Genomic DNA, 23,502 nt, shown 5'->3' on the forward strand with positions numbered 1-23,502 from the left:
ATGCCGCGTTCTTCCTGTTCAGGACGTTGTTGCGATTGATGCAACGTTGGGTGAGGGGCGGACGCCGCGGCGGGCCAGTTCGCGTCGTAGCTCGAGGTTCTCTCCGTGTGCTCGTTCGAGAGCGTCGCGGAGCGCTTTGAGTTGCTGGCGGTGCTGTTTCTTTAGTTCAGTGATCTGGCCGGTCAGCGTGTTGACGAGCGTGCTGTCGGTGTCGACGGGCTGGTCGTCGGGGACCTTGCGGCGGGTGCCGCGCAGATGCTCGATTCGTTTGCGAAGTTCGGGATGGTTGTAGAGGAAGGCGTGGGAGACGCCGGCTTCGCGTTGCACGGCTTGGAAAGTGATTGCCTCGCCGCGTTTGATGAGTCGGCGGATGGCCTGTTCGGCGTCTCGGGTTTTGTTCTGCGACTTGAATTTCGCTGCTTCGGTGAGTGCGGTGATGCGGCGTTCTCGAGAGTCGGTCATGGGGTGCTCCTGCGGTGGGCGGTCAGGTCGAGAGTCAGTGGGACTGGTCCAGCGCTGGCTCGATGACACTGGGCTGTCGCGCCGTGGGTGGCTGCGGAGTCGGGCACGTCGTCCAGAGCGGCCAGGAGTCGGGTAAGCGCGTGGTGTTCAGCTCGGCGGCGGATGAGCCAGACGTTGTCGTCGGGCATGTGATGACCGTGTCGTTGCTCGAATTCTGTTGTGGCCCGGTCGATCAGGGTGGTGGTTTCGCGGAGTTGGCGATGCAGCACGTCGTGGTGGGTGTGGTCGGTGACGAAAACCGAGCAGGTCAGGCAGGCGTTGCCTTTGTCGCAGGATTGCAGTGGCGGCAGCATGCACCACCCGTTGGGCAGGAACCGGTCTGCGCGGCGGAACAGGTGCAGACTGTCGTGGTCGTCGCTGGAGAGTTGGATGCGGCTGCCGTCGGCGCGCAGCTTGGCGGTGGCCAGGAATGCCTGCTCGGCGTGTTCGTCGCGGGCGGCGATGTAGTGCATCGTCATGGTGGGGGTGGCGTGCCCGGCGTAGCGCTGCAGGACGTGGATCGGCAGCCCGAGTTCGGCCAGCCGGGTCAGCCGGGTGTGGCGGAAGCGGTGGGTGTGGCTCAACCGCACGACCTGGCCCTTGGCGTCGGTGATCTGAACGAGGTCGCTGAGGGTGCGCAGCACCCAGTTGTAGGTGCCCGATGGGTAGGGTTTGTCACCGCGGCGGTTACCCAGGCGCCGGGCGAACAGATACCGCCTGCTGCTGTCGGGATGCTGTGCTTGGAGCCAACGGTGTTGTTCGGCAATGACTTCGGTGACCTCGCGGTCAACGAGGATGGTGTCGGGTGCGACGTCGATCTTGCTTTGTGCGTAGCGGAACCTGGTCAGTGTTTGGTCTTCGTCCGCGGCTGTGGTGGTAGCGGGTGCAGCCGAAAGGCAGTCGAAGTCGCAGGTGCGGATTTCGCTGGCTCGCCGGCCGGTGAGGATCTGCAGCAGGATCATCCGCATTGCTTGCGGGTCGTCGAGCCCGTTGGCGGTCAGCGTGGTGCCGTCGCCGCGGGTGATGGTCATCTGCTCGGTGCGGGGCAATCCGATCAGCGGTAGCGCGGCAGTGATCTGCGCGAGTGCGTGATCGTCGATGTAGTTCGCGTCGTTGAAACCGCGTTGATGCGGTATCCGGGTGACCCTGCCGAACCAGCTGGAGCCGTGTGCTGCGCTCACTCGTTGCCAGGGCTCAGCACCGAGAACGCTGCGAGCCTCCCCGGGATTGGCGGCGATGAAGTCCAGAAGGCCGGCCACCGCTCGCAGGTCGTCGTTGATTCCCCGGATCGGCACGGTTCTTCCGAGGTGGCGGGTGTCGGATTGGCGGGTGACGCGGTTGGCGGCCACGGCGGTCCACCGCGCGAATGCAGCCGCGTGTTCGACCGCGCTCGTCGGGGCGCCCAGTATCTCGGTGGGGTCGTCGAAGCTGGCGGTCAGCCAGTTGTCGAACCGGCGGAAGCTGCGCATGCGTTCCTGGCTGACCGTAGTCCAGCGCAGCGCCCCGGATTCGAGCATCGTGCCCAGGTGCCACTTCACCGCGGCCCGCAGCCACGGAAGCTGGATATCTCCCGGTGAGCAGCCGTAGTTGGCGACCGGTTCACGATTGGTCAGTGGGATTCGCGGATCGCAGCGCGGGTGCCAGAAGTCCAGCTGCCACCACGGGCCGTCGTGGCTGGCGGCGATCAAAGCATGCCGGGCGAACCCGAACAGAGCGTGCACCCGGCCTCGGCCTCGGGGTGAGGGCAGTCGCTTGCCCCTGCTGAGATAGAACCAGCTCTGCAACACCGCCGCGGCGTCGTAGTCCATCGCCCGGATCGATGAGGGGATATCACGGCCCTCGGTGACGGCCCACCGAATCATGTTGGCCAACTGCGCCATAGCCAACACCGAGACACGGGTGCCATCACTGGCCTGCCAGTGCGCCATCCACGCCAGTTCCGCGGCGAACGGGTCGGGAAGTCCGCTCAGGTCCAGATGCGGCCAATCGTTCTCGGTAATCGAGGCCCAGTTCTGGATGCCGGGCCCGAGCACGGGGCCACGCCACTGCGCTGGCAGTTCGTCCCAGAGCCGCCAGATCGGATCGAGGTGTGCGGCACTGCGCAGGCGCAGGTGGCCATGCTCGTCGATCATTCGGCCACCCGCCAGCTGCTGGCGTAGGACGCCCAGTTGGCTGCTGCTCGCAGGGCTTCGTCGTCGCGGACCCAGCCGTAGAGGTCGAGGGTGGTCTGCACATGGGCGTGGCCAAGACGCCGGGAGACCACCCATTCCGGCGTCCCGGCGAGCAATAAGGCGGTGGCATGAGTGTGACGGAACCAGTGCGGCGTCCGGTCAAGTCCAGGGGCGTGGTGTACGACGCCGTCGTGTGATTCTTCGTGGTGATGGTTCAGGCGGTCAGTACCGCGGGGGTGGCCTCCTGTTCGGTCGGGGTGTCGTTGATGGTGCGTGATTTGCTCAGGACGTCAAGGCCGAGGTAACGCCGGGACTCAGCCCATTCGTCGTGCTGTTCGGCCAGTACTGCCCCGACGAGGCGGATCAGGGCGTCGCGGTCGGGAAAAATGCCCACGACATCGGTTCGCCGACGGATCTCCTTGTTGAGCCGTTCCTGGGGGTTATTCGACCAGATCTGGCGCCAGATCTGCTTAGGGAACGCGGTGAACGCCAGCAGGTCAGACCGGGCCGCTTCCAGGTGGTCGGCCACCTTGGGCAGCTTGTCGGCCAGCGCGTCAATGATCCGGTCATATTGCGCTGCAACTGATTCCGCGTCGGGTTGATCGAACACCGAGTGCAGCAGGGTGCGCACCCACGGCCACGACGACTTCGGGGTGATGGCCATCAGATTGGTCGTGTAGTGCGTTCTGCAGCGCTGCCAGGCCGCGCCGGGCAGCGTGGCACCGATCGCGGCCACCAGACCGGCGTGCGCGTCACCGGTGACCAGCTTGACCCCGGACAGACCCCGGGCGGTCAACGACCGCCAGAACGTCAGCCACCCGGCACCGTCCTCGGCGGTGGACACGTCGATACCCAGGATCTCGCGGTAGCCCTCGGAGTTGACCCCGACCGCGATCAGGGCGTGCACGTTGACCACCCTGCCGCCCTCGCGGACCTTCAGCACCAGGGCGTCAGCAGCGACGAATGTGTACGGACCGGCATCCAGCGGTCGGCTCCGGAATGCCTCCACCGCGGTGTCGAGTTCCTTAGCCATCACCGAGACCTGCGACTTCGACAGGCTGGTAATGCCCAGGGTCTCGACCAGTTTGTCCATTCGCCGAGTGGAGACACCGAGCAGGTAGCAGGTCGCCACCACCGTTGTCAGGGCCCGCTCGGCTCGTTTGCGGCGTTCCAGCAGCCAGTCCGGAAAGTAGGAGCCCTGCCGCAGCTTGGGGATCGCAAGGTCCAAAGACCCTGCACGGGTGTCGAACTGGCGGTGCCGGTAGCCGTTGCGGGAGTTGGTCCGTTCGGTGCTGCGCTCGCCGTAACCGGCGCCGCACAGGGCGTCGGCTTCCGCGCCCATCAGGGTGTGGATGAACGTGGCCAGCAGTTCACGCAGCACGTCGGGATGAGCAGTGGTGAGTCGTTCGGCCAGCACGGCCGGCAGGTCGATATTGTGGGCAGCGGTCATCGCGTCGATTCCTTCTTTGCTCGAGTGACTTTGGACGGTCTCTCGAAGAATCACGCGATGACCTTCAATCACTCGGCTACGACACGCCGGTACCGCTGATCAGGTCCGACTCGTACACCACTCTGCTGGACGCAACCCGGCGTCCACCCGGGTGGCCCGATGCAGCGCCGACGCAGCGTGGCCACTTTCTCTCGGACCGTCGTCTCTCGCAATGCGGCCAACATCGGTGGTCGGAAAACATTCACCAGTAACGGCGACACATCAGTCAGAGCGATACCGGATTCGGCTGCTCGGCAGGCGATGTCGGTGAGATAGTCGGCGAACAGCCGCTCGAGGTCGGCCCCGACATAGATTCGTCGCGGTCGCATCATCTTCACCCGTGCCCCGTTGGGGTTATCGGCGCGGGGCGCAATCTGCACATACGCGGTCTCGCCGCGGCCGAGTACGAACTCGCCGATCCGCAGGCCCAGGGCCTCCCCGAGTCGCATGCCGGTTTCGGCCAGCAGGGCGAACACGAACCGGTCCCGCAGGTTTCCTCGCCACGACCCGGACTCGGCATCGAAGACCGCGCAGCCATCCAGGATGGCCTGGATCTGCTCGGGCAGCAGCAAGGGTGGTCTGTCGCGGCGGCGGTCGCGGCGCACGCGCACCAGCGATTCCGCCGCCGGGGCCGACCGCGCATCCAGATGCGCAAGCAAGCCGCGGGCCGGTCGGTGCCGCGGTGTTCCTCGAAGGAGCCGTCCTGCCACCGCCACACCGGACACTGCCTGATGCCAGCGGTAGAACGAAATCAACGCTGCAAAGCGGATTTCCAGTGTTGCCGCACTCGGTTTCTGGCCCGACTCGACCAGCCTGTGCTCAACTGTGCGGCCGTTGCGTTGCCAGGACAGAAACGCCGTGAATGCGGGGACACCGACATCACGCCAGGCATCGGTCTGCCCGCGTTGCTCCAGGAAGGTCCACCACTGCGCCAACGACGTCGCATACCCGCGCACGGTGTTCGGCGACCACAGGTGCCGGTGGGCCTCTATCCACTCCTCAACCGGACCGACTGTTGCGAAGTCCTCGCCGAGCACAGTCCAGGTCCGCTGCCCTCCCGCAGGAGACACTGCCACCGGATACGCCATCGTTGCCGTTCCTTCACGTCGAAGAACACCCGCCGATAAACCGGCAACAACGATGACTTGCCCAGCATCAACCCCCTTGTTACATACATAGATTCGAGCGTGTTGCTACCCGTTGATAACACCGGTCACCGGTAAGACGCACCTGTCGGTCGAATTGGCAAGGGCCGCAGCCCATGCCGGGTATCGCACCTACTTCACCACCGCGGCCGACCTGGCTGCTCGCTGCCACCGCGCTGCCATCGAGGGACGATGGGCCACCACCATGCGGTTCTACGCGGGCCCAACACTTTTGGTGATTGATGAACTGGGCTATTTGCCGTTGCCAGCCGAGGCTGCCTCGGCGTTGTTTCAGGTTGTCTCCCAACGGTATTTGAAGACCAGCATCGTGATCACGACCAACCGCGGCGTCGGCTCCTGGGGCGAGATCCTCGGCGACACCACCGTGGCCGCCGCCATGCTCGACCGCCTACTACATCGCTCGGTGGTCATCAACCTCGACGGCGAGTCCTACCGCCTGCGCGACCACCACGCCGCCGCAGAAACCCTCCGCCGAGCAACCACCGGCACCCGCCAACCACTACACTGACCGCTGCTCACAGGTGAGGAATTTCAACGAGCACACCTGGGGAATTTCGATGAGCGTGATCATCCGCGTACGCCCGTCGTTCGGTGGGATCGACGCAGCATCCGCACCGAACTGTTTTGGACGCCAGACAAATTAGTACGAGTAGAAGTGAGGAAGTAAACGAGGGCCATCTCAGTTCACCACTCGCGCAATGGACTTGAGTCGAAGGTGGGAGGAAATATCGAGCGAGCCGCCGACTCCGCTGTCTTTGTATCCATCGGCTGGGTCGGAGACACCGTGGTCCCGCGCGTTGATCGAAATGCGGGCGGTCTGCATATTGCGCGCCACCGCCGTCGCACGCTCGACGTCACGACTGAACACCGCGCCGCCTAGCCCATAGGACGAATCATTGGCCACGTGAGTTGCGTCCTCATCTCCGCCATGAGGAACTACGACCAGCACGGGTCCGAATATCTCTTCGCGGAACACGCGCATCGTACGGTCGACGTCGACGATCACCGTGGGCTCGACATAGAAACCGGTCGGGTTGGACGGACGGCCACCTCCGAGGATCACCCGAGCTCCTTCGGCACGAGCCGAGTCGATGTAGTCCTCGACACGTGCGCGCTGCGCCGCGCTGACAAGCGGACCGAAGACTGTCTTTGGATCCAGCGGGTCACCTACCTGCGCACTGGCCAAGGATGATGTGACGACGTCGAGCACATCCCCGAAGCGTGTGCGAGGTGCGATGACACGCGTGCATGAGTAGCAGACCTGACCCGTATTCGGCAGGCAGGTGGTGACCAAGTTGTCGGAGAAGAGCTCGAGGTCTGCATCGTCGAGCAGCACGGCCGCCGACTTTCCGCCCAACTCCGCTATGACCGGCTTCAAGAGATGGCCTGCACGCGAGGCGATTGCGCGACCGGCACCCGTGGAACCGGTGAAGGACACCATGTCTATGTTCGGATCGTCTACCACTGCGGCCCCGGTAAGGCGGCCACCGGTGACGACGTTGATCACACCGGGAGGAAAGCCGACTGCAGCAGCGAGCTCCCCGATGAGCAATGAGTCCAAAGATGTTTCCTGCGCAGGTTTCACAACGACCGTGCACCCTGCGGCTAGAGCCGGAGCCAGCTTGTGGGCAAGTAAGGACTGTGGCGCATTCCACGGGATGATGATCCCGACGACGCCTACCGGTTCACGTCTGACAATGCCTTTCCCGTCGGCACTGGCGACTTCGGGCTCGAAGGATCCGGCTTCCTCGGCATAGCGGCGGTAGAGAGCTATGGGACGAGTGCCATTGGTACGACGCGACCTCGAGATGACGGCTCCATTCTGGGCCGTGACGAGGCGCGCGATCTCCTCGCGCCGTTCATCGAAACCGTCGGCCAGCGCGGCGATCAGGGTTGCACGATCGTTGGGCGGCGCTTCGGCCCACGCCGGCAGCGCGGCGCGTGCCGCGATCGCCGCCGACGCTACGTCCGCGCTGTTCCCGTCGGGGACGCTGCCGACCCAATCCTCGGTGGCCGGATCGGTGAGGTCGATGATGGCATCGGAATCGGCCTTCCGCCAGACACCATCGACATAGATATGGCTGTGGCGCCTGCCGATCACGCCGTTTCTCCGGAAAGGACTGGATCCTTGACCGGAGCGGGCGTGAAAGTTGCAGGAATATGCGAGAATCCACGCAACACGTTGTTTAGCTTGCGGGTGGGCTCTCCAACTGTGAGCGTCTCGACGCGCTCGATCATCGATTCCAACACTGCCTGGAGCTCGATCCGGGCCAACACCTGGCCCGCGCAGGCATGAAGACCGGTTCCAAAGGTCAGATGGCCCGCGGCGTTTCGGTGAATGTCGAATTTGTCTGGGTCGGGATACTGGCGCTCATCGCGATTGGCGCTGCCATAGATGACAGCTACCCGCTCGCCCGCGGCGATCTCGATCCCGCTCACGTCGGCGTCCACCGCTGCGACACGGGAGAAGAGCTGCGCAGGTGCTTCGATCCTCAACACCTCATTCACCACAGCGTTGACCCGGTGGGGCAACCTGCGAAGCTCCTGCCACTGCTCGGGATGTGAACCGAGCAGCCATACCATCGCCCCGAGCGCGTTGACGGTCGTGTCCATCCCCGCCGTGAGATACGCCGAAAGTAGGTGCAGGCAGTACTCCTCGGGGATGATCCCGGCGTCGGCCGCTTCGTATACCGCGGCCCCCATGCTGCCCGGCGCCAGTTGGTCCCTCGTTGCGACGGTGCGGATGTACTCGAACTGCTCGGCGATGTCGGCCAGGCCCGCCGACGTGCGATCGCCCGGCGGTCCAAAGGCGTTGAAGGCACCGTTGGCCCAGCGCAGCAACTCCGATCGAGCATCAACGGGGAGCCCGATCAGCTCTCCGACAACCTCGACGGGAAAGACCTGACCGAAGTCGATCACCGCGTCGAAGGATCCTCTTCTGGTCATCTCGTCGACGAGCGATTGAGCTCTGGGTCGAATGACCCTCTCCACATTGCGAATCGAACGGGGCCCGAGCCGATCCTGAAGAACACCGCGCAGCATGTCGTGGCGTGGCGAGTCAGACGCGATGACGCTGTGTTTACGGACCTCGTTGAACTGATTGTTGAAGCCGACACCTTTGCCGGATATGAATCGCGTGTGGTCCATCAAAACTGCACGCACTTCGGCATACCGCGCCACCGCGAGCACGCCATTCACGGTCAGACGGACGACCGGCCCCAGCTCCCGCATGCGGGCGTACGTGGGGAACGGATCCCGCAACACCTCGTCGGAAAAGATGTCGACGTCGAACTCTGGGATCGTGCTCACCGAGTCTCGGCCTCCCTCTATTCGTTGGTTGTGCCCGCTTGCGCTGCGAGACTTCTACGTGACACTTGCCACCTCATCCGAAACGGACGTCGACGTCGACGGCGGCGGATTCGTTGCCGGCGGGTTTCCTACTGGCCAAATACCGGTCCAGCCGGGGATACACCCGGCGCGCATTCCCCTGGACCACCGCGTGGTGATCTTCCTCGCCCAGACCGAGCTTGTTGATGTAGACCAGCGTGTCGTCCCATGCGACTCCGGTGTCCGGGTCGGCTCCACGAACCGCGCCGAGCATTTCGGATGCGAAGAGCAGGTTCGCCGGACCGATCACTCGGTGCAGCAGGTCGATTCCGGCCTGGTGATAGACGCAGGTGTCGAAGAATACATTTCGCAGGAGTTCGCTTGGGTCTGGCCTGCCCAGCCGAGCGGCCAAGCCGCGGTAACGGCCCCAGTGGTACGGGACGGCGCCGCCTCCATGCGGGATCACAAAGGTCAACTTTGGGTACCGCTGGAACAAGTCGGACTGTACGAACTGCATGAAGACGCTCGTGTCAGCATTGAGATAGTGCGCGCCCAGAGTGTGGAAGTTTGGATTACACGAGGTAGAGACATGAAGCATCGCAGGCACTTCCAAGTCGATCATGGCCTCGTACAGCGGGTACCAGTATTCGTCCGTCATCGGGGGCGTGGTCCAGTACCCGGCCGTTGGGTCCGGGTTGACGTTGCACGCGACGAAACCGAGTTCATCCAAGCAACGTCGTAGCTCGTCGACCACGGGACGCAGATCTCCACTAGGTGTCTGCGGCAGCTGAGCCACTGGCGCGAAAGCGTCGGGATACAGCTGGGCCACACGGTGGACCAGGTCGTTGGACGCGCGGGCCCACGCGGTGGCAGTGGCCTGGTCCGCTACATGGTGCTCCATCCCGGAAGCTCTCGGGGATAAAAGCATTAAATCACCACCCCGCTCGCGAAGCACGCGCAGCTGGTTGTTCTCGACGCTCTCTCGGAGCTCGTCGTCACCGATCCTCGGCGCTGCCGGTGCGGGCGCGCTCGGGTCCTCCAACGCCGCGAGCTGTTGGTCGCGAAACGCCTGATGCGCTGGTGGCGCGGTGGTGTAGTGACCATGGATGTCGATGATCACCGCACGGCATCCTTGTAGTCGACGTAGCGCAGCCCCGCGCGGACAAGGTCGGCACGCATGTTGTTGACATCGAGGCTCAGTTCACCACGCATGTAACGCTTCTGGTTCTCAGCTTCCTTGGTCTCGCGCAGCTTGGATGCCGCTGCGACGGCAGCGGCCTCCGCGCGGGGGACGACGACGACCCCGTCGTCATCGCCGACCACGATGTCACCCGGTTCGACCCAGGCGCCGGCACAGGTGATCCCAATATTGACCGAGCCAAGACGTTTCTTGACCGTGCCCTGTGCTGAGACACATTTCGACCAGACCGGGAACTTCATGGCGGCGAGTTCGGTGACGTCCCGGCATCCGGCGTCGATCACCAGACCGCCCACACCACGCGCCGCGAGTGCCGTGGCCAGCAATTCACCGAAATACCCACACTCCGAGGGCTCTTCGGGAGCGACCACCAGGACATCACCTGCCTGACATTGCTCCACCGCCACATGGATCATCCAGTTGTCATCTGGCGGCACACTGACAGTCACCGCCGATCCGCAGACCCGTGCGCCGGTGTAGATCGGCGTCATGTACGCAGCGAGCAGCCCGGTGCGGCCCTGCGCTTCATGGATGGTCGCAACGCCGAACTGGGCAAGTTCCTCCCGCACCGCGGGATGGGCGCGAGGTGGATTGCGAACGACGACGGACACGGTCAGGGCTCCTTCCCCAGCCAAGGCATCAGCGAAATATGGATGACGTCGGCGTCCTCCGTGTCGCCGGCCAGTGCTCTGATAGCCCTGTCCACCTGATTGAGCGGGAATTTGTGCGTAGACAGCCGCTCCAGCGGGAACCTGCGCGACGCAAGCTGTTCGAGCGCGAGCTCACACGCGCGGTAACTATGGCCGCGTGCGCTCTTGATAGTGATGGCCTTCTCGGTGAGCTTCTTCACCGGGAAATCGGGGAACGCGGAGAGTTCACCCTGAATCAGCAACGTGCCCTCACGGCGTTTCAAGGCGTCGATGCCAAGCAAAACCGGTGCAACACCAGCCCGCGAAGTGCAGTCGAGCACGAAGTCGACGCCACGGCCGTCAGTCAGATCCATGATCCGGTCGTAAGGAGCTTCGGCGTCGATGTCGATCACTTCGTCCGCGCCGAGTTGCAGCGCGAGGTCCAGGCGAGCTTTGTCCCGCGTTGCGCCCGTAACGATGATCTGGGACGCGCCGGCTTGCTTGCAAGCCACGACTTGCGACAGTCCCTGCTGGCCCGGTCCTTGAATCAGGACAGTGTCGGCGTAACCAACACCTGCGGCGATCAGTGCCCACTCGATGCCGTTCGACAAGGGAGTTACGAGACCGGCCAGTTCAGCATCGACACTGTCGGGCACCTTGTGTACCACAGCATTCCAGGGCAAGTACATGTATTCCGAGAAGCCACCCCACAGCGTTCCGGGGTTGTTGGCTGAGGTGTAACCGTACCTGCGCGCGTCGGCGTTAGTGCGCCAGTCGGTTGCCTCGCAGTGTCGGTATTCGCCGATACGGCACCATTCACATTTGTAGCAACCAACGTAATGCTCGACGAAGATTCGATCGCCTTCACCCACGCCATGCAACCGGGTGAATTTCTCCCCGACCGCGGCAATGGTGCCGACGTTCTCGTGCCCCATGATCACCGGTTCGTCGAACGGCGGTTTGGAGTACATCTTGACATCCGTGCCGCAGATCCCTGCGACCTCGACTTTCAGAAGCGCGGAATCATCGGACAGTTCGGGCCAAGGCAACTCCCGCAACTCGGTCGTGTTCGGCGCCGTGCGTACAGCAGCCAGTACGCGATCGACCAACTCATCCCTCGCAATCGACTTTGGCCCAATGGTAATGCCAATTTACCATTGGGAAGTACCGCTTACCAGGGTCACCCATGACGTCTCAGGGCCCGCAGCGGCTATGGCACAATGGTCATGCCAATTCACCAAGCGCGGCCCGCCCCACCAGAACCGGAGACCCATGCCCGACAGCCGCCGCGTGCTGACCACGCTGACGCGCTCTCAAGGGGCCAACCAGGCACTCAAGGAGGGCTTGGTATCTCCCGCAGGTTTTCAGCTGCAGTTCCAGGAGATACCCTCATTGGTCAAGGGGTTCCGCCGAATGGTTCGGCACCTAGAGTTCGACGTCAGCGAGATGGCGCTTACGACGTACCTGACGGCACGCGAACACGGTGTCGCCTTCACCGCCTTACCGATCTTCCTCGTGCGGGGGTTCCACCACGGGGCCATCCAGTACAACCGCCACTCGACGATCCGGCACCCGAAGGACCTCGAAGGTCGGCGGGTCGGGGTCAATCGGGGGTACACCGTTACCACCGGTGTGTGGGCCCGCGGCATTCTCGCCTCCGAATACGACGTCGACCTCGATCGCGTGACGTGGCTGTTATCGGGCGACGAACACGTGGAGTCTTACGTCCCACCGCCCAACGTGGTCTCCGTCGGCCCCGGCGCAGACCTGGCCGATATGTTGATCGCAGGCGAAATCGACGCGGTCATCGGAGTCGACGTCGACCATCCTGATGTGGCACCGTTGATCCGCGACCCCCGCGGGGCCGCAATCAGCGCATTGCGTGATCGTGCGTTCTACCCCATCAACCACCTCATCGTCCTCAAGGACGAAGTGCTGCAGCGCTACCCGGACGCTGCCGCTGCGGTGTACACAGCTTTCAGCGAAGCCAAGGAGCGGTATGTCGCTCAGCTCGCCAGCGGACAGGTGGCCGACCTAGCCGATCGGATGTACGCAGCCGTGATGAAGACGACGGGCGCGGATCCGCTGCCATATGGTGTCGAGCTCAACCGGCCGATACTCGAGCAACTGTTGAAATTCGCACTGGAGCAACACATATTGACCCGACCGATCAAAATCGATGACGTCTTCGTCTAATATCCCCAGATAAGGGACGGATCAGTTCGCGGAGCGAGACCGAGACATCGCAAGCATCCTCTGCCCGGATTGTGGATCCTTGGGTGAGCGCCTTACGTACCGCCATGTAGTCACTCGGCGCGTTGACGGAGTCGACCGCCATCAAATCGTCGTCATGGTAATAGAGCACGGAGAATGACTCACGTTGAGGAAAGCCGCGAACCACGTAGTAGTCGTGTCCCGTCCACAGGCCGGCGATCTGAAGCTTGAGATCGAACTGATCGGACCAGAACCACGGCACCGGCAGCTCCGACTCCACACCGCCCGCCAATGTCGAGGCAGCCGCTTTGGCCTGATTTATGGCGTTTTGAACCGACTCCAGGCGCACTTTGCCGCTGCCCGTACGCCAATCGGGTTGGACCGTGCAATCGCCCGCCGAGACGACATTCGGATTACTGGTACGTGCGAAGCGGTCGACGACAATCCCACCGTCACAAACAAGATCCAGTTGGTGCGCGAGTTCGGTTCGTGGCACCACTCCGATGCCGATGATCACAAGATCGGCGGGAAGACTGCTGCCGTCGGACAATTCCACCCATTGCACGCGGGTATCCCGGCCGGTCAGTGCCACTACCTCCGCGTTCAGACGTGTGGTGACACCGCGACGCGCGTGCGCATCGAGGTAAAAGTCGGAAACCACGGGTGCAACGGCTCGGCCCATCAACCGATCGGTGGCCTCAACCAGGGTGACCGTCTTACCTTGTTTGCGCGCGACCGCCGCGGCTTCGAGTCCGATGAACCCGCCGCCGACCACGACGACGGATTCTGCTTCGTGCTGGAGCTGGCGCAGCTTCGCGGCGTCATCCGCTGTGCGGAGGTACACCACCCCGTCGAGATTGGCACCCGGCACGGCCAGTCGTCGTGGACTGGCGCCAACGGTCAACGCCAACTTGTCGAACGACAGCGTTTCGCCTGACGCCGTGAGCGCGACTCCTGACGGCCCCTCCCCCTCGAGTTGCACCCAATCGACAAGCTCACCCGTGAGTACCGAAATGTCGCGGTTCGCCAGATACTCCTGGGCGCGGAGTAGCAGCTGTTCGAAGCTGATGTCGCCCTGCAAGTAGCACTTCGACAACGGGGGCCGTTGGTAAGGCGCGTACGGTTCGTCACCAACCAATGTTATTGGTCCGCGTTCTCCTGCATCGCGAAGCGAAAGGGCCAGCTGCATTCCCGCTTGACTCGCACCGACGATTAACGTCCCTGCGCTCACCCTCACTGCTCCTCGGGGACGTGAACGATCAGGCCGTCGAGCGACTCGATCATCGTGATCTGACAAGACAATCGGCTGGTCTCACGCCGCTCAGCGGCAGCACCGAGTTCGAGCAGGTCATCTTCCATTTCCCCAGGCCCACCGACTTCGGCGGCGAACTCAGCATCGATATAGACGTGGCAGGTGGCGCAGCTGCAGTTTCCGCCGCACTCGCCCACGATGCCGGGGACGCCATTGCGTACCGCGGCGGCCATGACCGAGTCGCCGGCATCCACCTCCACCACGCGCTGCGCGCCGTCAAGACCGATAAAGACAACCTTCGGCATGTAGTACTCCAGACGGTTTTAAGGACTAACCATTGTACCTTAACGTGGGATCACCATGCCGGGTTTGATATTGGAACTCCGCTATAGGAATGGATCGCACGAGTCAGCCGGTCACATTAGTTGTCGCACACGGCAATTGATTGTGACTGCTTCGTACGCTCGTGGAATAGATGACGTTCGCGCAGGTACGTGGCCTGGGCATACCGACCGCAGCGCCGCTAGGTTACGACCTCGACAATAAGCTGGCGCCGTTAAAACGAGCAGGCATCTACCTCTGAGACTTTACGCAACGCAGGTGCTCAAGGCGCGGACGGGGGCTCTACCGGCCGGGGCTCTTGGCCTTATCATTGGTCCATGGCTTCGTTCAAGAGTGCCTCGGCGACCCCACCGATGGCTGATCCGATGTTCAGCCGGGTCAACCCAGGCCGGGCCTCGGAGATGATCGTCGATCAGATTCGTGTGTTGATTCGGGAAGGTCAGCTGCGGCCCGGCGACCGCCTGCCTGCCGAACGTGAACTCGGTGAGAAGTTCGGGGTGAGCCGGGTTACGGTGCGCGAAGCACTGCGTGGCCTGGAGGCCAATGGGATGGTGCGCATCAAGGTCGGCGCCCGCGGCGGCGCGTTCGTGACGGCGCCGACGAGCAAACGTGTGGGTGAAGGTATCGAGGATCTACTCAGCTTATCGGGCCTGACCGATAAGGAGGTGACCGAAGCGCGGCAGGTCTTCGAGATCGGAATAATCCCGCTCGTGTGCGAGCGTGCGACAGAACAGGACATCGACGAACTGACAGAGATCTGCGACCGGGGCGATGCGGCTTTGAAAGAAGGCTTCTATCCGATGGAATTGTCGGCGGAGTTCCATACACGCGTCGCGCAGGCCACCCATAACAAGGCAATCGCGATGCTGGCCGAATCCTTTCACGGACCCACCTTGCTCTCGATGCGCCACGTCCAGCAGTCACACCCGGAGATGGGTATCCGAGGCATCCGAGAGCATCGCCAGTTTGTGGCGGCGATCAAGAAGCGCGATGTCGACAAAGCGACGTCCTTGATGCTTACCCATATCGGCCGAACGGCAAGGCACGTCTCAAAGGGCGACTGACTCCAGGAAGCCCATCACCCGCGCCGGTGCAGTTTCGGCGGTCTGGGCTGTGACCGAAACGTCCCAATACTCGTTAACGGGAAGGCACTCCTGTAGATAACGCGCAGCCGCCTGCGTATGCGATGCATCTTCACCCGGCACGATGAGCGCTGGCACCTCCGATACCAGTAGGTCATCGGGCTCAGGACCAGGCACGGTGTCACGGTCGAACAACAGAGCCGCCATCGCCGCGACAGTGATCTGGTACCGGAGGCTGTCGAGATCGCGGTATTCTGCGCCGAACTCAGGGTCGGAGCGCAAAACGCTGACCCACGGACCCAGTCTTGCGTCTGTGGAGAAGTCGTCGTTGGTCGTGGCCGCAAGGTCGACAACACCGGCCAGACCATGCTCCGCGGCATAGGCAAGGTGGGTGCGGAACCGTTCGAGCTGCTTTCGTCGGTACCGTACGCCGCCAGCCGGCGAATACAGCACCATCCCCGCAACGCGCTCGCGATGAGTGCTCGCCATGCACGCCGCGATCGAACAGCCAACGCAGGCACCCATGACGTGTGCACGGGCGAGACCGAGGTGGTCCAACAGGCCGACACCCTGTCTTACGTAATCAGCCCATGAGATACGCTCGACCCGCCCGCCAGACTTGCCGGCCTCACGCTTGTCGAATGTGATGCATTGAAACTGCCCCTGCAACTGTGACAGCATCCGCGTTCGACGATAGAGACCGTGCTTCTCCCACGCCTCCATGGAGGCGCCGAAGCCGCCAGGTGAGAACATCAGTAGCGGTGGGCCGGAACCCTCTACCGCGTAACGGGTTTCAATGCCATCGATCGTCGCTGAAGAAGTGCTCAACGTCGCAGACCACCCTTGATCTGGCGAGCAGCCCGCACGTCATCTGCATACGCCGTGATGGCGTCGAATGCGATCTGGGCGACGTTGGCATAGGTATCCGGTGGGCTGTCGAGACCATCGGCGCCGTAACCGATAGCGGCCGTGGCCATCCGGATTCGGCCATCCAGCCACGGGCCGCCTCCGAATCCACCGAGCACCGGGATGGGCACTGCCTCGGCCACTGCCGCTCCAACGACGGGTCCCGAATTCGTGAAGTTCAGCAACACCGCGCCCGCATCAGCGAGACGACGGGCCTCGCGCACCATCTCATCGAGAAGTTCGTCTGGAACCGCATCCTCGGCGCTCGGCATGGAGCTATACGTGACACCGTACTTGAGCGAATTCTGCGGTGTGATCCCGAACTGAGCGAACACGGGAATCCCTGCACGCGTCACTGCGGTCACGGCATCTAGCTGGTCGGCTGCACCGTCGAGTTTCACCATGTCGACGCCGGCTTCCTTGGCGAGACGGATTGCCGCGCGCACAGCACTTCTTCGCCCCTCCTGCAGCGGACCGAACGGGAAATCACAGGACAGCAAGGCGCGCCGAACACCGCGGCGCACTGCCTGACACACCACGACCATCTGATCCATGGTGATTTCTAGCGGATTCGGCTGACCCCACAGGTTGATTCCCACGGTGTCACCCACCGACACCAAGTCGACGCCGGCACAATCGACTATCCGTGCCATCTGGTAATCCCATGCCACCACGCCGACGATCTTCTGCCCAAGCAGCTTCATATTCTGCAGGTCAGCGAGTCTCACCTGAGTGCCCACGGCGGATCCTTCAAGCTCGCAGCGCTGTAAGCAGATCTGAAACGTCCTCTTCATGAACGCTGACGACGAGCGAGCGCGCATGAGGTCGCAGCACGGCTACCGTCTGACTCGCCGCCGCACCTTCTCCGACGACGACAGCCGCGGTCATGATTGCGCGAAGCGTGCTCGCCGCACCGATGATGCTCGTGGCAGCGGCATCCGCATCGGTGGTGGCGACGATGACGACGACATCGGCTTCGGCGAGTTCATCCGTGAGGCTGGAGACAGTGCCGTCGGTGTCGCGCAGCGAAACCGAACCCCGTTCCCCCGCATCCGCTTCTAGTTCGGCTACTGACAGGAAGCGTGTATGTCCCCGAGGCTGAGGTGAAAGCCACTCGATGATCGCTCGCGCGCCGTCGTCGAGCGCAATGACGCGCACGCCCTTCCGCTCGGCGATCGGACGGTTAATCCGGTATCGCATCTCGGCGGCAGATGTCGCACGTGCACAACTACTCTCGAGAATCGGCTGGAGTGGACTGGTCATACCGATGTCTGCCGCACGCCTTCGCGCACCTTGAGATCTTCTCGGCACACCTCGCTGAACGATGCGTCACGCGAGAGCACGACGGCGGCAGAGCGAACACGATGATGTTCAGGGTCGACACCTGGCGGAGTCATACCCCTGTCGCGCAAGGCTTCAGCCGCCCGCTTCAACTTCTGCCGCGCTTTGATAATTCCGCTGTCGGCGGACACCAACCTCTCCTTGGTCCGATCGGCAATCGGCCCCATACTCTCCTGCAGCGACGAGTCTTGGATCGCGATACCCCGCACTCCAGAGTATGTGTCACCGCGCTTCTGCGCCGCACGATCCATCAGATAGTCGTTGTCCTTGTTCGCCTGCGGGCGGTACGTCCCAGGGATGTTTGCACTATGCACCCCGTGCCCGTCCTTCATCGCCTGTACTTCGTGCGAAGTCAACGGTCTTACAGGGTGGTAGTCAAATGAGTACGCCCAACAGTTCTCATCGTCGATGGGAATCCAAAAGTGACCGTGGACGGGATGATCCCCTCGTGGCGGCACCATTGTGAAGCACGGCATCACCCACGGCGTGATGCGCCAGTAGTAGTTGTCGGCGTCTGCGTTGCGGCGGGCGCCAACGAACAAACCACCCTCGGATTCCGCGACCTCGAAGAACGGCTTGAGGTCCGCCATGTTGTACTCGTTACCCTTGCTGCCTTTGAACAGCGGGTCGGACTTCAGCCCCCCGGAGTGCAGGAACGACACATGACTGGAATCGATGCCGCCCTCGAAGGCTTGCAGCCAGTTGCATTCCTGCCATCGTTTGGACGTGAACGTCTGATCGGCCGGCACGAGAGCAAATTCGAACTCCGGTAGCGGCGGCTGGTTCGCGGGGTCACCCATGTAGGTCCACAGCACGTCCCCGATCTTGATCAGCGGGTAGGACGCGAGTTTGACGTGCGCGCAGAACGTAGACCCCTCAGGCTCGGACGGCACCTCGACGGCTTGTCCCGTGACGTCGTACTTCCAGCCATGGTAGGGACATCGCAGACCGCCCTCTTCGTTACGGCCAAACCACAGTGATGCGCCACGGTGCGCGCAGAACTCATCGATCAAACCAAAGTTTCCGTAGCTGTCTCGAAAAGCGATCATTCGCTCGTTCAGCAGCTTCACGCGTACCGGTGGGCAATCATCCTCCGGCAGCTCCTCGGCAAGCAAGGCTGGAATCCAGTACTGGCGGAACAACTCACCCATCGGCGTTCCCGGCCCGGTTCTCGTCAAGAGTTCGTTGATCTCTGCGCGTAGCAATGTTAACTCAGCTAATCCTCTCCCACCATCAGGCGGTGGCGCACATTTGCATCGACCTAATTGTAATACCATTAGCCCTTAAGGAGCAACCAGCCGCCACGCAACATGTCATACGCGTTATCGGAGTCGCACGTCGTTGCACGGGTCGTCCCCGCAAGGACTGACACGGACACGCAGACCGGACTCTGCCGTCAGCGGTGTGGGTAAACGCAGACTTGCGCCGTGGAGATGAGGGGGACCCGTTTGGTGGTCCAGTCGCTATGCAACTTGGGGTTGATGGGTCGTGGCCCACTGTAGGGCAAACTCGTTCGGGGTGAGTTCGCCGTGGGCGGTGTGGGGTCGGTTAGCGTTGTAATCACGGCGCCAGTCCTCGATGATCACCCTGGCCTCGAGCAGCGAGTCGAAGCGCCATGCGTTGAGCAGTTCATCGCGCAGGCGCCCGTTGAACGATTCGATGAAAGCGTTCTGCCACGGTGATCCGGGATCGATGAAAAGTGAACCGGCACTGTTGAATCGGCACCAATCGGCCACGGCGTGCGCGACGAACTCGGGACCGTTGTCGAACCGCACGTAGTGCGGGGCCCCATGCATGAGGGCCAGACGGTCCAGCACAGCGACCACGCCATCGGCATCGATGGATCGATCGACCTCGATTTCGAGGGCTTCGCGGGTGAACTCGTCGATGACGTTGAGCAGTTTGATCGTGCGCCCGTCAGCGGTGGTATCAAACTGAAAGTCCATCGCCCAGATCACATTCGGACGGATCGGGGACATCGCGCCCACGACAACACCGACCCCGGTCAGGCGCTTCTTGCGGCGCCGTTGCGGCACCCGCAGGCCCTCCTCGCGCCACAGCCTGCGAATTCGTTTGTTGTTGACCTTCCAGCCAGCACGGCGCGCCATCTTCGCCGCCCGGCGCCACCCCCAGCGCGGCCGGTCGGTGGAGAACCGGCGCAGCCAGGCCCGCAGCTCGGTCTCTTCGGTGGTGACCGATGCCGGGGTCAGGCGCATCGTGGAACGGTGCAACCCGACGACCGCACAGGCACGCCGTTCGGACACCCCGAACCGCTCACGCAGCGCTGTCACAGCGTTGCGTTTGCGGTTCGGGGTCAGAAGTTTCCCGCCGAGATCTCCTTGAGCATGTCGATGTCGAGGGCCTGGTTGGCGACCAGCTTCTTCAGGCGGGCGTTCTCGGCCTCGAGTTCCTTGAGCCGCTTGGCGTCGTTGGCCTTCATGCCGCCGTACTGGGCCACCCAGCGATGCCACGTCGATTCCGCGACCTCCAGATGCCGGCACACCTCAGCCAGCTCCTGACCCGACGCGAGCAGCTTGTTGCCCTCGGCCAGCTTGCGGATGATCTGATCCGGCGTATGCCGCCGGCGCTTGTTCGATGCCATGCCGTCGTCGATTCTTCCTGCCCGAGCACTCGGGCAACAGAGTCCCACAACGACTGGACCACTACGACGGGCTCACCTCAGAGAGGATCGACGCGACTCATGTCGTCAAGACGTCAAGGGATGGGCGAGACTCACACAAAAACTCCTCCGCCATCAACGATCAGAACTTGACCGGTGATGAACCCGCTGCCGCCGCTGCAGAGGAACCGCACCACGGACGCGACATCCGCTGGTAGGAGCGTCCGCTTGATCGACCGGCGGTTGACCGCCTGCGCGACGTAGTCGGGATCGTTGAGTTCGTTTGTGGCATCGTCATCCACAAGGCCCGGAGCAACTGCGTTGACTGTGATTCCGCGCGCGCCCAGTTCTCGGGCCGCAGCGCGGGTAAGACCCTCGACCGCAGCCTTGGAGGCGATGTAGTGCGGAAAACCGAGCGTTCCCGTCCGCGCGGTCGTCGAGGAAACGTTCACAATGCGACCACCCTGCGGCGGCACCGCCGGCAGAATCGCTTTCATCGCTTGCCACGTACCCCGCACATTGATGCGTAGGACATCGTCCCATTCGTGGACGGTCAACTCTTCCAAGGTCTTCTTGGCGCCAAGCGTCTTATACATCGCAGCGCAATTGACCAAGCCGTCTACCTGGCCGAAACGCCCCACGGTGTCTTTGACCAGGTCTGCCAGCGCGTCTTCGTAGGTGACGTCGACATGGTGATAGATCACCGTCGGCCGGCCAGGCGGTGGCGCGAGGTCGGCCACCACCACGTTGGCGCCAGCGTCCACCAGATCCGCAACCACCTCATCGCCTATGCCACTGGCCCCGCCGGTTACCACGATGACGTTGCCGGCGATGGCGAACGGGTCTCGGTCAGCCACAGCAGCGGATCAGAGGCGAATGGCGGGACGGGTCGGCACTGGTGAGGTCCGTCAGGCTAGACGCGTAGCGGCCGTCACGCAGAACAACCGCTTCTCCGAGCAAGGCCCTGTCTTCCTCACCACTGATGCCCTGCTGCACGCAAGTCCCTTCTTCTTCACTTCCTATGTCTCCCCGAGGGTTCCGATGCGTATTAGTGGTCAGCCGCGGACATCTTCTCGAGCCGAGGCGCTGCAACCTTCAAGCTTCGCGCAGACTCGTCGACGTGCTGACGCTCGGAGTTCTCGTTCTCGTCGCGAAGCACGAGAACGATCGCAGCCTCATTCAAATCAACACATCCGGCGCAGCGACGGCAGTTTGCTTATCCCTGGCGCCGTTGCCGGTCTGCATAGAACTTGATCAGGGCCATTCATTTAAACTACCGAAGTGTTTCCGGTAAGCAGAACTCAACTCTGTTAAGGTAGCAGTGGGTATCTCCCTGGTCAATAGAGGCCAACTCTGGCCGAACCCGCAAGCACTCGGGTGCCGCGTTTGATCAGGCTCAAATGTCAACGCGCCCAATGCACGACACACTGAAGTATCCACCAAGCATCGACGAATTCATGGATCCCTCGATCAGGGACTGGCAATGCAGGTATGACATCGACACCTTGTCATCATGATGCTCAGCACCAACGACACGGAGGCTTACCTCGATCGGCCCCCGTGAAAATCGGCATCGGCATGTCGACTCTCGTTGAGCAGGTACTGCCCACCGCCGCGGGGTCGGCACGGTTTAACCCGCACCGCAGCCGCTCGTCGTCGGGTCACCGCATCGCGGCACACTTGTGCCTCGTTGCGGTGTCAGGCGGAGCCAACGTTTCTGCCTCACAGCGCATGCTGGGCCACCGCAGCGGAGAGGTGATCCTCGATGTATGCGCGGACCTGTTCGACTCCGACCTCGGCGATGCTGCGTCGAGCCTGGAGGCCGTATGTACGCCGAAAAATGCAGCAGGACGCGAGCACGAGAAGCCGCGAACCAGCGAATTGTCACCGAAAGACGTTGTGAAAAAGGACAATCCGTCTGACCTACCGCCTCCGCTTGAGGCAGGATACCGTTCCAGAAGGCGACCGTTGCCGTGCATTCCTCGCCGGCGCTGTACGGAGCACATGCCGGCCACGTGTGCTTAGGCTTCTACGGACTGAGCGATCGCATCTTGGCTTTCAAGCACCGACTTGATAGTCGAGGCGTACCAGTTCGCGCCCGATCGGGTGGTGTGAACCGGAATACCGTGCGCAACCTGCGATGACAGGCTGGCACTGGATGGCGGTGGCGGAGGGATTTGAACCCTCGGACGGGGGTTACCCGTCACACGCTTTCGAGGCGTGCTCCTTAGGCCGCTCGGACACGCCACCGCCGAAGAGCTTACGTCCCGCGGCCTGGCTAACCCAAATCGCGCTGACGAGCAAAAAAGCCCTCGAGTAACGCCGCGCACTCCTCGGCCAGCACTCCCCCGCGGACCTCCGGACGATGCGTCAGCCGCCGGTCCCGCACCACATCCCAAAGTGATCCTGCCGCACCAGTTTTCGGCTCCCACGCACCGAACACCACCCGCGATACCCGCGCCATCACCAGGGCGCCCGCGCACATCGTGCATGGCTCGACCGTCACCGCGAGCGTGGTCCCCTCTAATCGCCAGCCGTCGCCGTACACCTGGGCGGCGGCCCGCAACGCCAGGATCTCGGCGTGCGCGGTCGGATCGCCGAGCTGCTCACGGGCGTTGGCCGCGCGGGCCAGCTCACCACCGTCCGGCCCGAACACCACCGCACCGATCGGTACATCGTCTGGCCCGGCCAAACGGGCAGCATCGAGAGCCGCGCGAATCAGCTCAGAATCGACCGTCACCGATCGAGACGGTCGAGCACTGCTGAAAGTTCGTCGGCGAACCCCATCTCGCGCGCGATCCGGCCGAGCTGCTCATCGGCATACAGATCGGTCTCGTCGAGGATCACGCTCAGCACCGGCTCGGGCAGCCCGATGTCGGCCAGCACACCCAGGTCGCCCTCCTCGAAGGGGTCGGCGTCCTCGAGATCGTCCGGTGAGATATCGGCGTCCAGGGTCTCCAGCGCCTCGGCAGCAATGTCGTAGTCCAGCGCCGCAGTCGCGTCCGACAACAGCAATCGAGTGCCAGCCGGGGCCGGCCGCACGATCAGAAAGAACTCGTCGTCGATGTCCAGCAATCCGAACACGGCGCCGGCACTGCGCAACTCCCGCAACTCGGTCTCGGCGGCGGTCAAGCTGGTCAGCACCTTCGCACTCATGGCCGAGCAACGCCACTTGCCATCCTCGCGGACGACGGCCACCCCGAAGCCGTCCGGGGCCTCCGACCCGGGGCTGTTCTGGGCGCGCTGTGCCTCCATGGGCGCATA

General features: G+C 62.9%; 21 protein-coding genes, 1 tRNA gene and 2 pseudogenes. 3 read left to right on the plus strand and 21 right to left on the minus strand.

Annotated elements, in window-relative coordinates; genetic code table 11:
- Positions 1 to 18: 18 nt before the first annotated feature.
- From K0O64_RS27665 to K0O64_RS27685, 5 genes and pseudogenes are all read right to left on the minus strand, one after another.
- Positions 19 to 462, minus strand: coding sequence for a DUF6262 family protein (locus K0O64_RS27665; protein ID WP_071947839.1), 444 nt, complete (start codon positions 460 to 462; stop codon positions 19 to 21).
- A complete protein-coding gene (locus tag K0O64_RS27670) occupies positions 459 to 2,633 on the minus strand; it encodes a tyrosine-type recombinase/integrase (protein ID WP_071947840.1) in 2,175 nt (724 codons plus the stop codon). The genes K0O64_RS27665 and K0O64_RS27670 overlap by 4 nt, the downstream gene beginning before the upstream one ends.
- A pseudogene (locus K0O64_RS27675) lies at positions 2,630 to 2,827 on the minus strand (tyrosine-type recombinase/integrase); the annotation flags it as partial. The pseudogene K0O64_RS27675 and the gene K0O64_RS27670, both read right to left, overlap by 4 nt.
- Before the next feature lie 59 nt (positions 2,828 to 2,886).
- Complete coding sequence (locus tag K0O64_RS27680; protein ID WP_071947841.1) at positions 2,887 to 4,122, minus strand: IS256 family transposase; 1,236 nt, start codon at positions 4,120 to 4,122, stop codon at positions 2,887 to 2,889.
- Positions 4,123 to 4,190: 68 nt separating this feature from the next.
- Positions 4,191 to 5,249 carry a site-specific integrase gene (locus K0O64_RS27685; protein WP_225933559.1) on the minus strand — a complete coding sequence of 353 codons (1,059 nt, stop codon included), beginning with the start codon at positions 5,247 to 5,249 and terminating at the stop codon, positions 4,191 to 4,193.
- Between the two features lie 121 nt (positions 5,250 to 5,370).
- On the opposite strand from K0O64_RS27685, the pseudogene K0O64_RS27690 reads away from it, so the two are divergent.
- Positions 5,371 to 5,835, plus strand: a pseudogene (locus K0O64_RS27690) (ATP-binding protein); the annotation flags it as partial.
- A 171-nt stretch (positions 5,836 to 6,006) separates the two neighbouring features.
- Here K0O64_RS27690 and K0O64_RS27695 read toward each other — a convergent pair.
- The 5 genes from K0O64_RS27695 to K0O64_RS27715 form a co-directional block, all read right to left on the minus strand.
- On the minus strand, positions 6,007 to 7,428 hold the full coding sequence (locus tag K0O64_RS27695) for an aldehyde dehydrogenase family protein (protein ID WP_071948717.1): 1,422 nt from the start codon (positions 7,426 to 7,428) through the stop codon (positions 6,007 to 6,009).
- Positions 7,425 to 8,636 carry a cytochrome P450 gene (locus tag K0O64_RS27700; protein WP_083542804.1) on the minus strand — a complete coding sequence of 404 codons (1,212 nt, stop codon included), beginning with the start codon at positions 8,634 to 8,636 and terminating at the stop codon, positions 7,425 to 7,427. The genes K0O64_RS27695 and K0O64_RS27700 overlap by 4 nt, the downstream gene beginning before the upstream one ends.
- A 73-nt stretch (positions 8,637 to 8,709) precedes the next feature.
- Entirely contained in the window at positions 8,710 to 9,774 is a 1,065-nt protein-coding gene (locus K0O64_RS27705; protein WP_220045874.1) for an amidohydrolase family protein, read from the minus strand.
- Complete coding sequence (locus K0O64_RS27710) at positions 9,771 to 10,463, minus strand: 4-carboxy-4-hydroxy-2-oxoadipate aldolase/oxaloacetate decarboxylase (RefSeq protein WP_071948715.1); 693 nt, start codon at positions 10,461 to 10,463, stop codon at positions 9,771 to 9,773. Before K0O64_RS27710 ends, K0O64_RS27705 begins: the two co-directional genes overlap by 4 nt.
- A gap of 2 nt (positions 10,464 to 10,465) precedes the next feature.
- Positions 10,466 to 11,590, minus strand: coding sequence for a zinc-dependent alcohol dehydrogenase (locus K0O64_RS27715; RefSeq protein ID WP_071948714.1), 1,125 nt, complete (start codon positions 11,588 to 11,590; stop codon positions 10,466 to 10,468).
- A gap of 163 nt (positions 11,591 to 11,753) precedes the next feature.
- Between K0O64_RS27715 and K0O64_RS27720 the strand changes: the two genes are divergently transcribed.
- Positions 11,754 to 12,677: an ABC transporter substrate-binding protein gene (locus K0O64_RS27720; RefSeq protein ID WP_220045875.1), complete on the plus strand. Its 924-nt coding sequence runs from the start codon at positions 11,754 to 11,756 to the stop codon at positions 12,675 to 12,677.
- Here the strand turns inward: K0O64_RS27720 and K0O64_RS27725 are convergent.
- Together K0O64_RS27725 and K0O64_RS27730 are read right to left on the minus strand one after the other, a co-directional pair.
- On the minus strand, positions 12,652 to 13,884 hold the full coding sequence (locus K0O64_RS27725) for an NAD(P)/FAD-dependent oxidoreductase (RefSeq protein ID WP_230986062.1): 1,233 nt from the start codon (positions 13,882 to 13,884) through the stop codon (positions 12,652 to 12,654). The genes K0O64_RS27720 and K0O64_RS27725 overlap by 26 nt on opposite strands.
- A gap of 44 nt (positions 13,885 to 13,928) precedes the next feature.
- Positions 13,929 to 14,252 (minus strand): 2Fe-2S iron-sulfur cluster-binding protein, encoded by a 324-nt coding sequence (locus tag K0O64_RS27730; RefSeq protein ID WP_071948711.1) that lies wholly within the window; start codon positions 14,250 to 14,252, stop codon positions 13,929 to 13,931.
- A 354-nt stretch (positions 14,253 to 14,606) separates the two neighbouring features.
- Here K0O64_RS27730 and K0O64_RS27735 point away from each other — a divergent pair, with 354 nt between their 5' ends.
- Positions 14,607 to 15,353 carry a FadR/GntR family transcriptional regulator gene (locus K0O64_RS27735; protein ID WP_071948710.1) on the plus strand — a complete coding sequence of 249 codons (747 nt, stop codon included), beginning with the start codon at positions 14,607 to 14,609 and terminating at the stop codon, positions 15,351 to 15,353.
- Here the strand turns inward: K0O64_RS27735 and K0O64_RS27740 are convergent.
- The 9 genes from K0O64_RS27740 to K0O64_RS27780 all read right to left on the minus strand — a co-directional run bounded on the left by K0O64_RS27740 (position 15,339) and on the right by K0O64_RS27780 (position 23,493).
- Complete coding sequence (locus tag K0O64_RS27740) at positions 15,339 to 16,199, minus strand: alpha/beta fold hydrolase (protein WP_071948709.1); 861 nt, start codon at positions 16,197 to 16,199, stop codon at positions 15,339 to 15,341. The two genes, K0O64_RS27735 and K0O64_RS27740, sit on opposite strands and share 15 nt — an antisense overlap.
- Positions 16,196 to 17,017 carry a 3-methyl-2-oxobutanoate hydroxymethyltransferase gene (locus tag K0O64_RS27745; RefSeq protein WP_096312502.1) on the minus strand — a complete coding sequence of 274 codons (822 nt, stop codon included), beginning with the start codon at positions 17,015 to 17,017 and terminating at the stop codon, positions 16,196 to 16,198. The genes K0O64_RS27740 and K0O64_RS27745 overlap by 4 nt, the downstream gene beginning before the upstream one ends.
- Before the next feature lie 10 nt (positions 17,018 to 17,027).
- A complete protein-coding gene (locus tag K0O64_RS27750; protein ID WP_096312503.1) occupies positions 17,028 to 17,540 on the minus strand; it encodes a 3-methyl-2-oxobutanoate hydroxymethyltransferase in 513 nt (170 codons plus the stop codon).
- The gene (locus K0O64_RS27755; protein ID WP_225933560.1) at positions 17,537 to 18,769 is read right to left on the minus strand and encodes an aromatic ring-hydroxylating dioxygenase subunit alpha; all 1,233 of its coding nucleotides are present in this window, start codon (positions 18,767 to 18,769) and stop codon (positions 17,537 to 17,539) included. Before K0O64_RS27755 ends, K0O64_RS27750 begins: the two co-directional genes overlap by 4 nt.
- Positions 18,770 to 19,081: 312 nt before the next feature.
- Positions 19,082 to 20,220, minus strand: a protein-coding gene (locus K0O64_RS27760) for an IS3 family transposase (protein WP_096310927.1) whose coding sequence is annotated in 2 segments (ribosomal slippage) — positions 19,082 to 19,950 and positions 19,950 to 20,220 — 1,140 coding nt in all. Because the reading frame shifts where the segments join, the coding sequence is not laid out codon by codon here.
- 131 nt (positions 20,221 to 20,351) lie between these two features.
- Positions 20,352 to 21,095: an SDR family NAD(P)-dependent oxidoreductase gene (locus tag K0O64_RS27765; RefSeq protein WP_071948705.1), complete on the minus strand. Its 744-nt coding sequence runs from the start codon at positions 21,093 to 21,095 to the stop codon at positions 20,352 to 20,354.
- 1,302 nt (positions 21,096 to 22,397) lie between these two features.
- A tRNA-Ser gene (locus tag K0O64_RS27770) sits at positions 22,398 to 22,488 on the minus strand.
- Positions 22,489 to 22,516: 28 nt separating this feature from the next.
- Positions 22,517 to 22,978 carry a nucleoside deaminase gene (locus tag K0O64_RS27775; RefSeq protein WP_071948703.1) on the minus strand — a complete coding sequence of 154 codons (462 nt, stop codon included), beginning with the start codon at positions 22,976 to 22,978 and terminating at the stop codon, positions 22,517 to 22,519.
- On the minus strand, positions 22,975 to 23,493 hold the full coding sequence (locus K0O64_RS27780) for a tRNA adenosine deaminase-associated protein (RefSeq protein WP_071948702.1): 519 nt from the start codon (positions 23,491 to 23,493) through the stop codon (positions 22,975 to 22,977). The genes K0O64_RS27775 and K0O64_RS27780 overlap by 4 nt, the downstream gene beginning before the upstream one ends.
- Between the last annotated feature and the right edge of the window lie 9 nt (positions 23,494 to 23,502).

Origin of the sequence: Mycolicibacterium pallens, assembly GCF_019456675.1 — a bacterium.
Taxonomy (GTDB): Bacteria; Actinomycetota; Actinomycetes; order Mycobacteriales; family Mycobacteriaceae; genus Mycobacterium; species Mycobacterium crocinum.

Bases quoted from the DNA above. Each gene is read 5' to 3' on its own strand.
- K0O64_RS27665 (WP_071947839.1), bottom strand. From the start codon at position 462: ATGACCGACTCTCGAGAACGCCGCATCACCGCACTCACCGAAGCAGCG.
- K0O64_RS27670 (WP_071947840.1), bottom strand. From the start codon at position 2,633: ATGATCGACGAGCATGGCCACCTGCGCCTGCGCAGTGCCGCACACCTC.
- K0O64_RS27680 (WP_071947841.1), bottom strand. From the start codon at position 4,122: ATGACCGCTGCCCACAATATCGACCTGCCGGCCGTGCTGGCCGAACGA.
- K0O64_RS27685 (WP_225933559.1), bottom strand. From the start codon at position 5,249: ATGGCGTATCCGGTGGCAGTGTCTCCTGCGGGAGGGCAGCGGACCTGG.
- K0O64_RS27720 (WP_220045875.1), top strand. From the start codon at position 11,754: ATGCCCGACAGCCGCCGCGTGCTGACCACGCTGACGCGCTCTCAAGGG.
- K0O64_RS27725 (WP_230986062.1), bottom strand. From the start codon at position 13,884: ATGCAGCTGGCCCTTTCGCTTCGCGATGCAGGAGAACGCGGACCAATA.
- K0O64_RS27730 (WP_071948711.1), bottom strand. From the start codon at position 14,252: ATGCCGAAGGTTGTCTTTATCGGTCTTGACGGCGCGCAGCGCGTGGTG.
- K0O64_RS27735 (WP_071948710.1), top strand. From the start codon at position 14,607: ATGGCTTCGTTCAAGAGTGCCTCGGCGACCCCACCGATGGCTGATCCG.
- K0O64_RS27750 (WP_096312503.1), bottom strand. From the start codon at position 17,540: ATGACCAGTCCACTCCAGCCGATTCTCGAGAGTAGTTGTGCACGTGCG.
- K0O64_RS27755 (WP_225933560.1), bottom strand. From the start codon at position 18,769: ATGGGTGAGTTGTTCCGCCAGTACTGGATTCCAGCCTTGCTTGCCGAG.
- K0O64_RS27780 (WP_071948702.1), bottom strand. From the start codon at position 23,493: ATGGAGGCACAGCGCGCCCAGAACAGCCCCGGGTCGGAGGCCCCGGAC.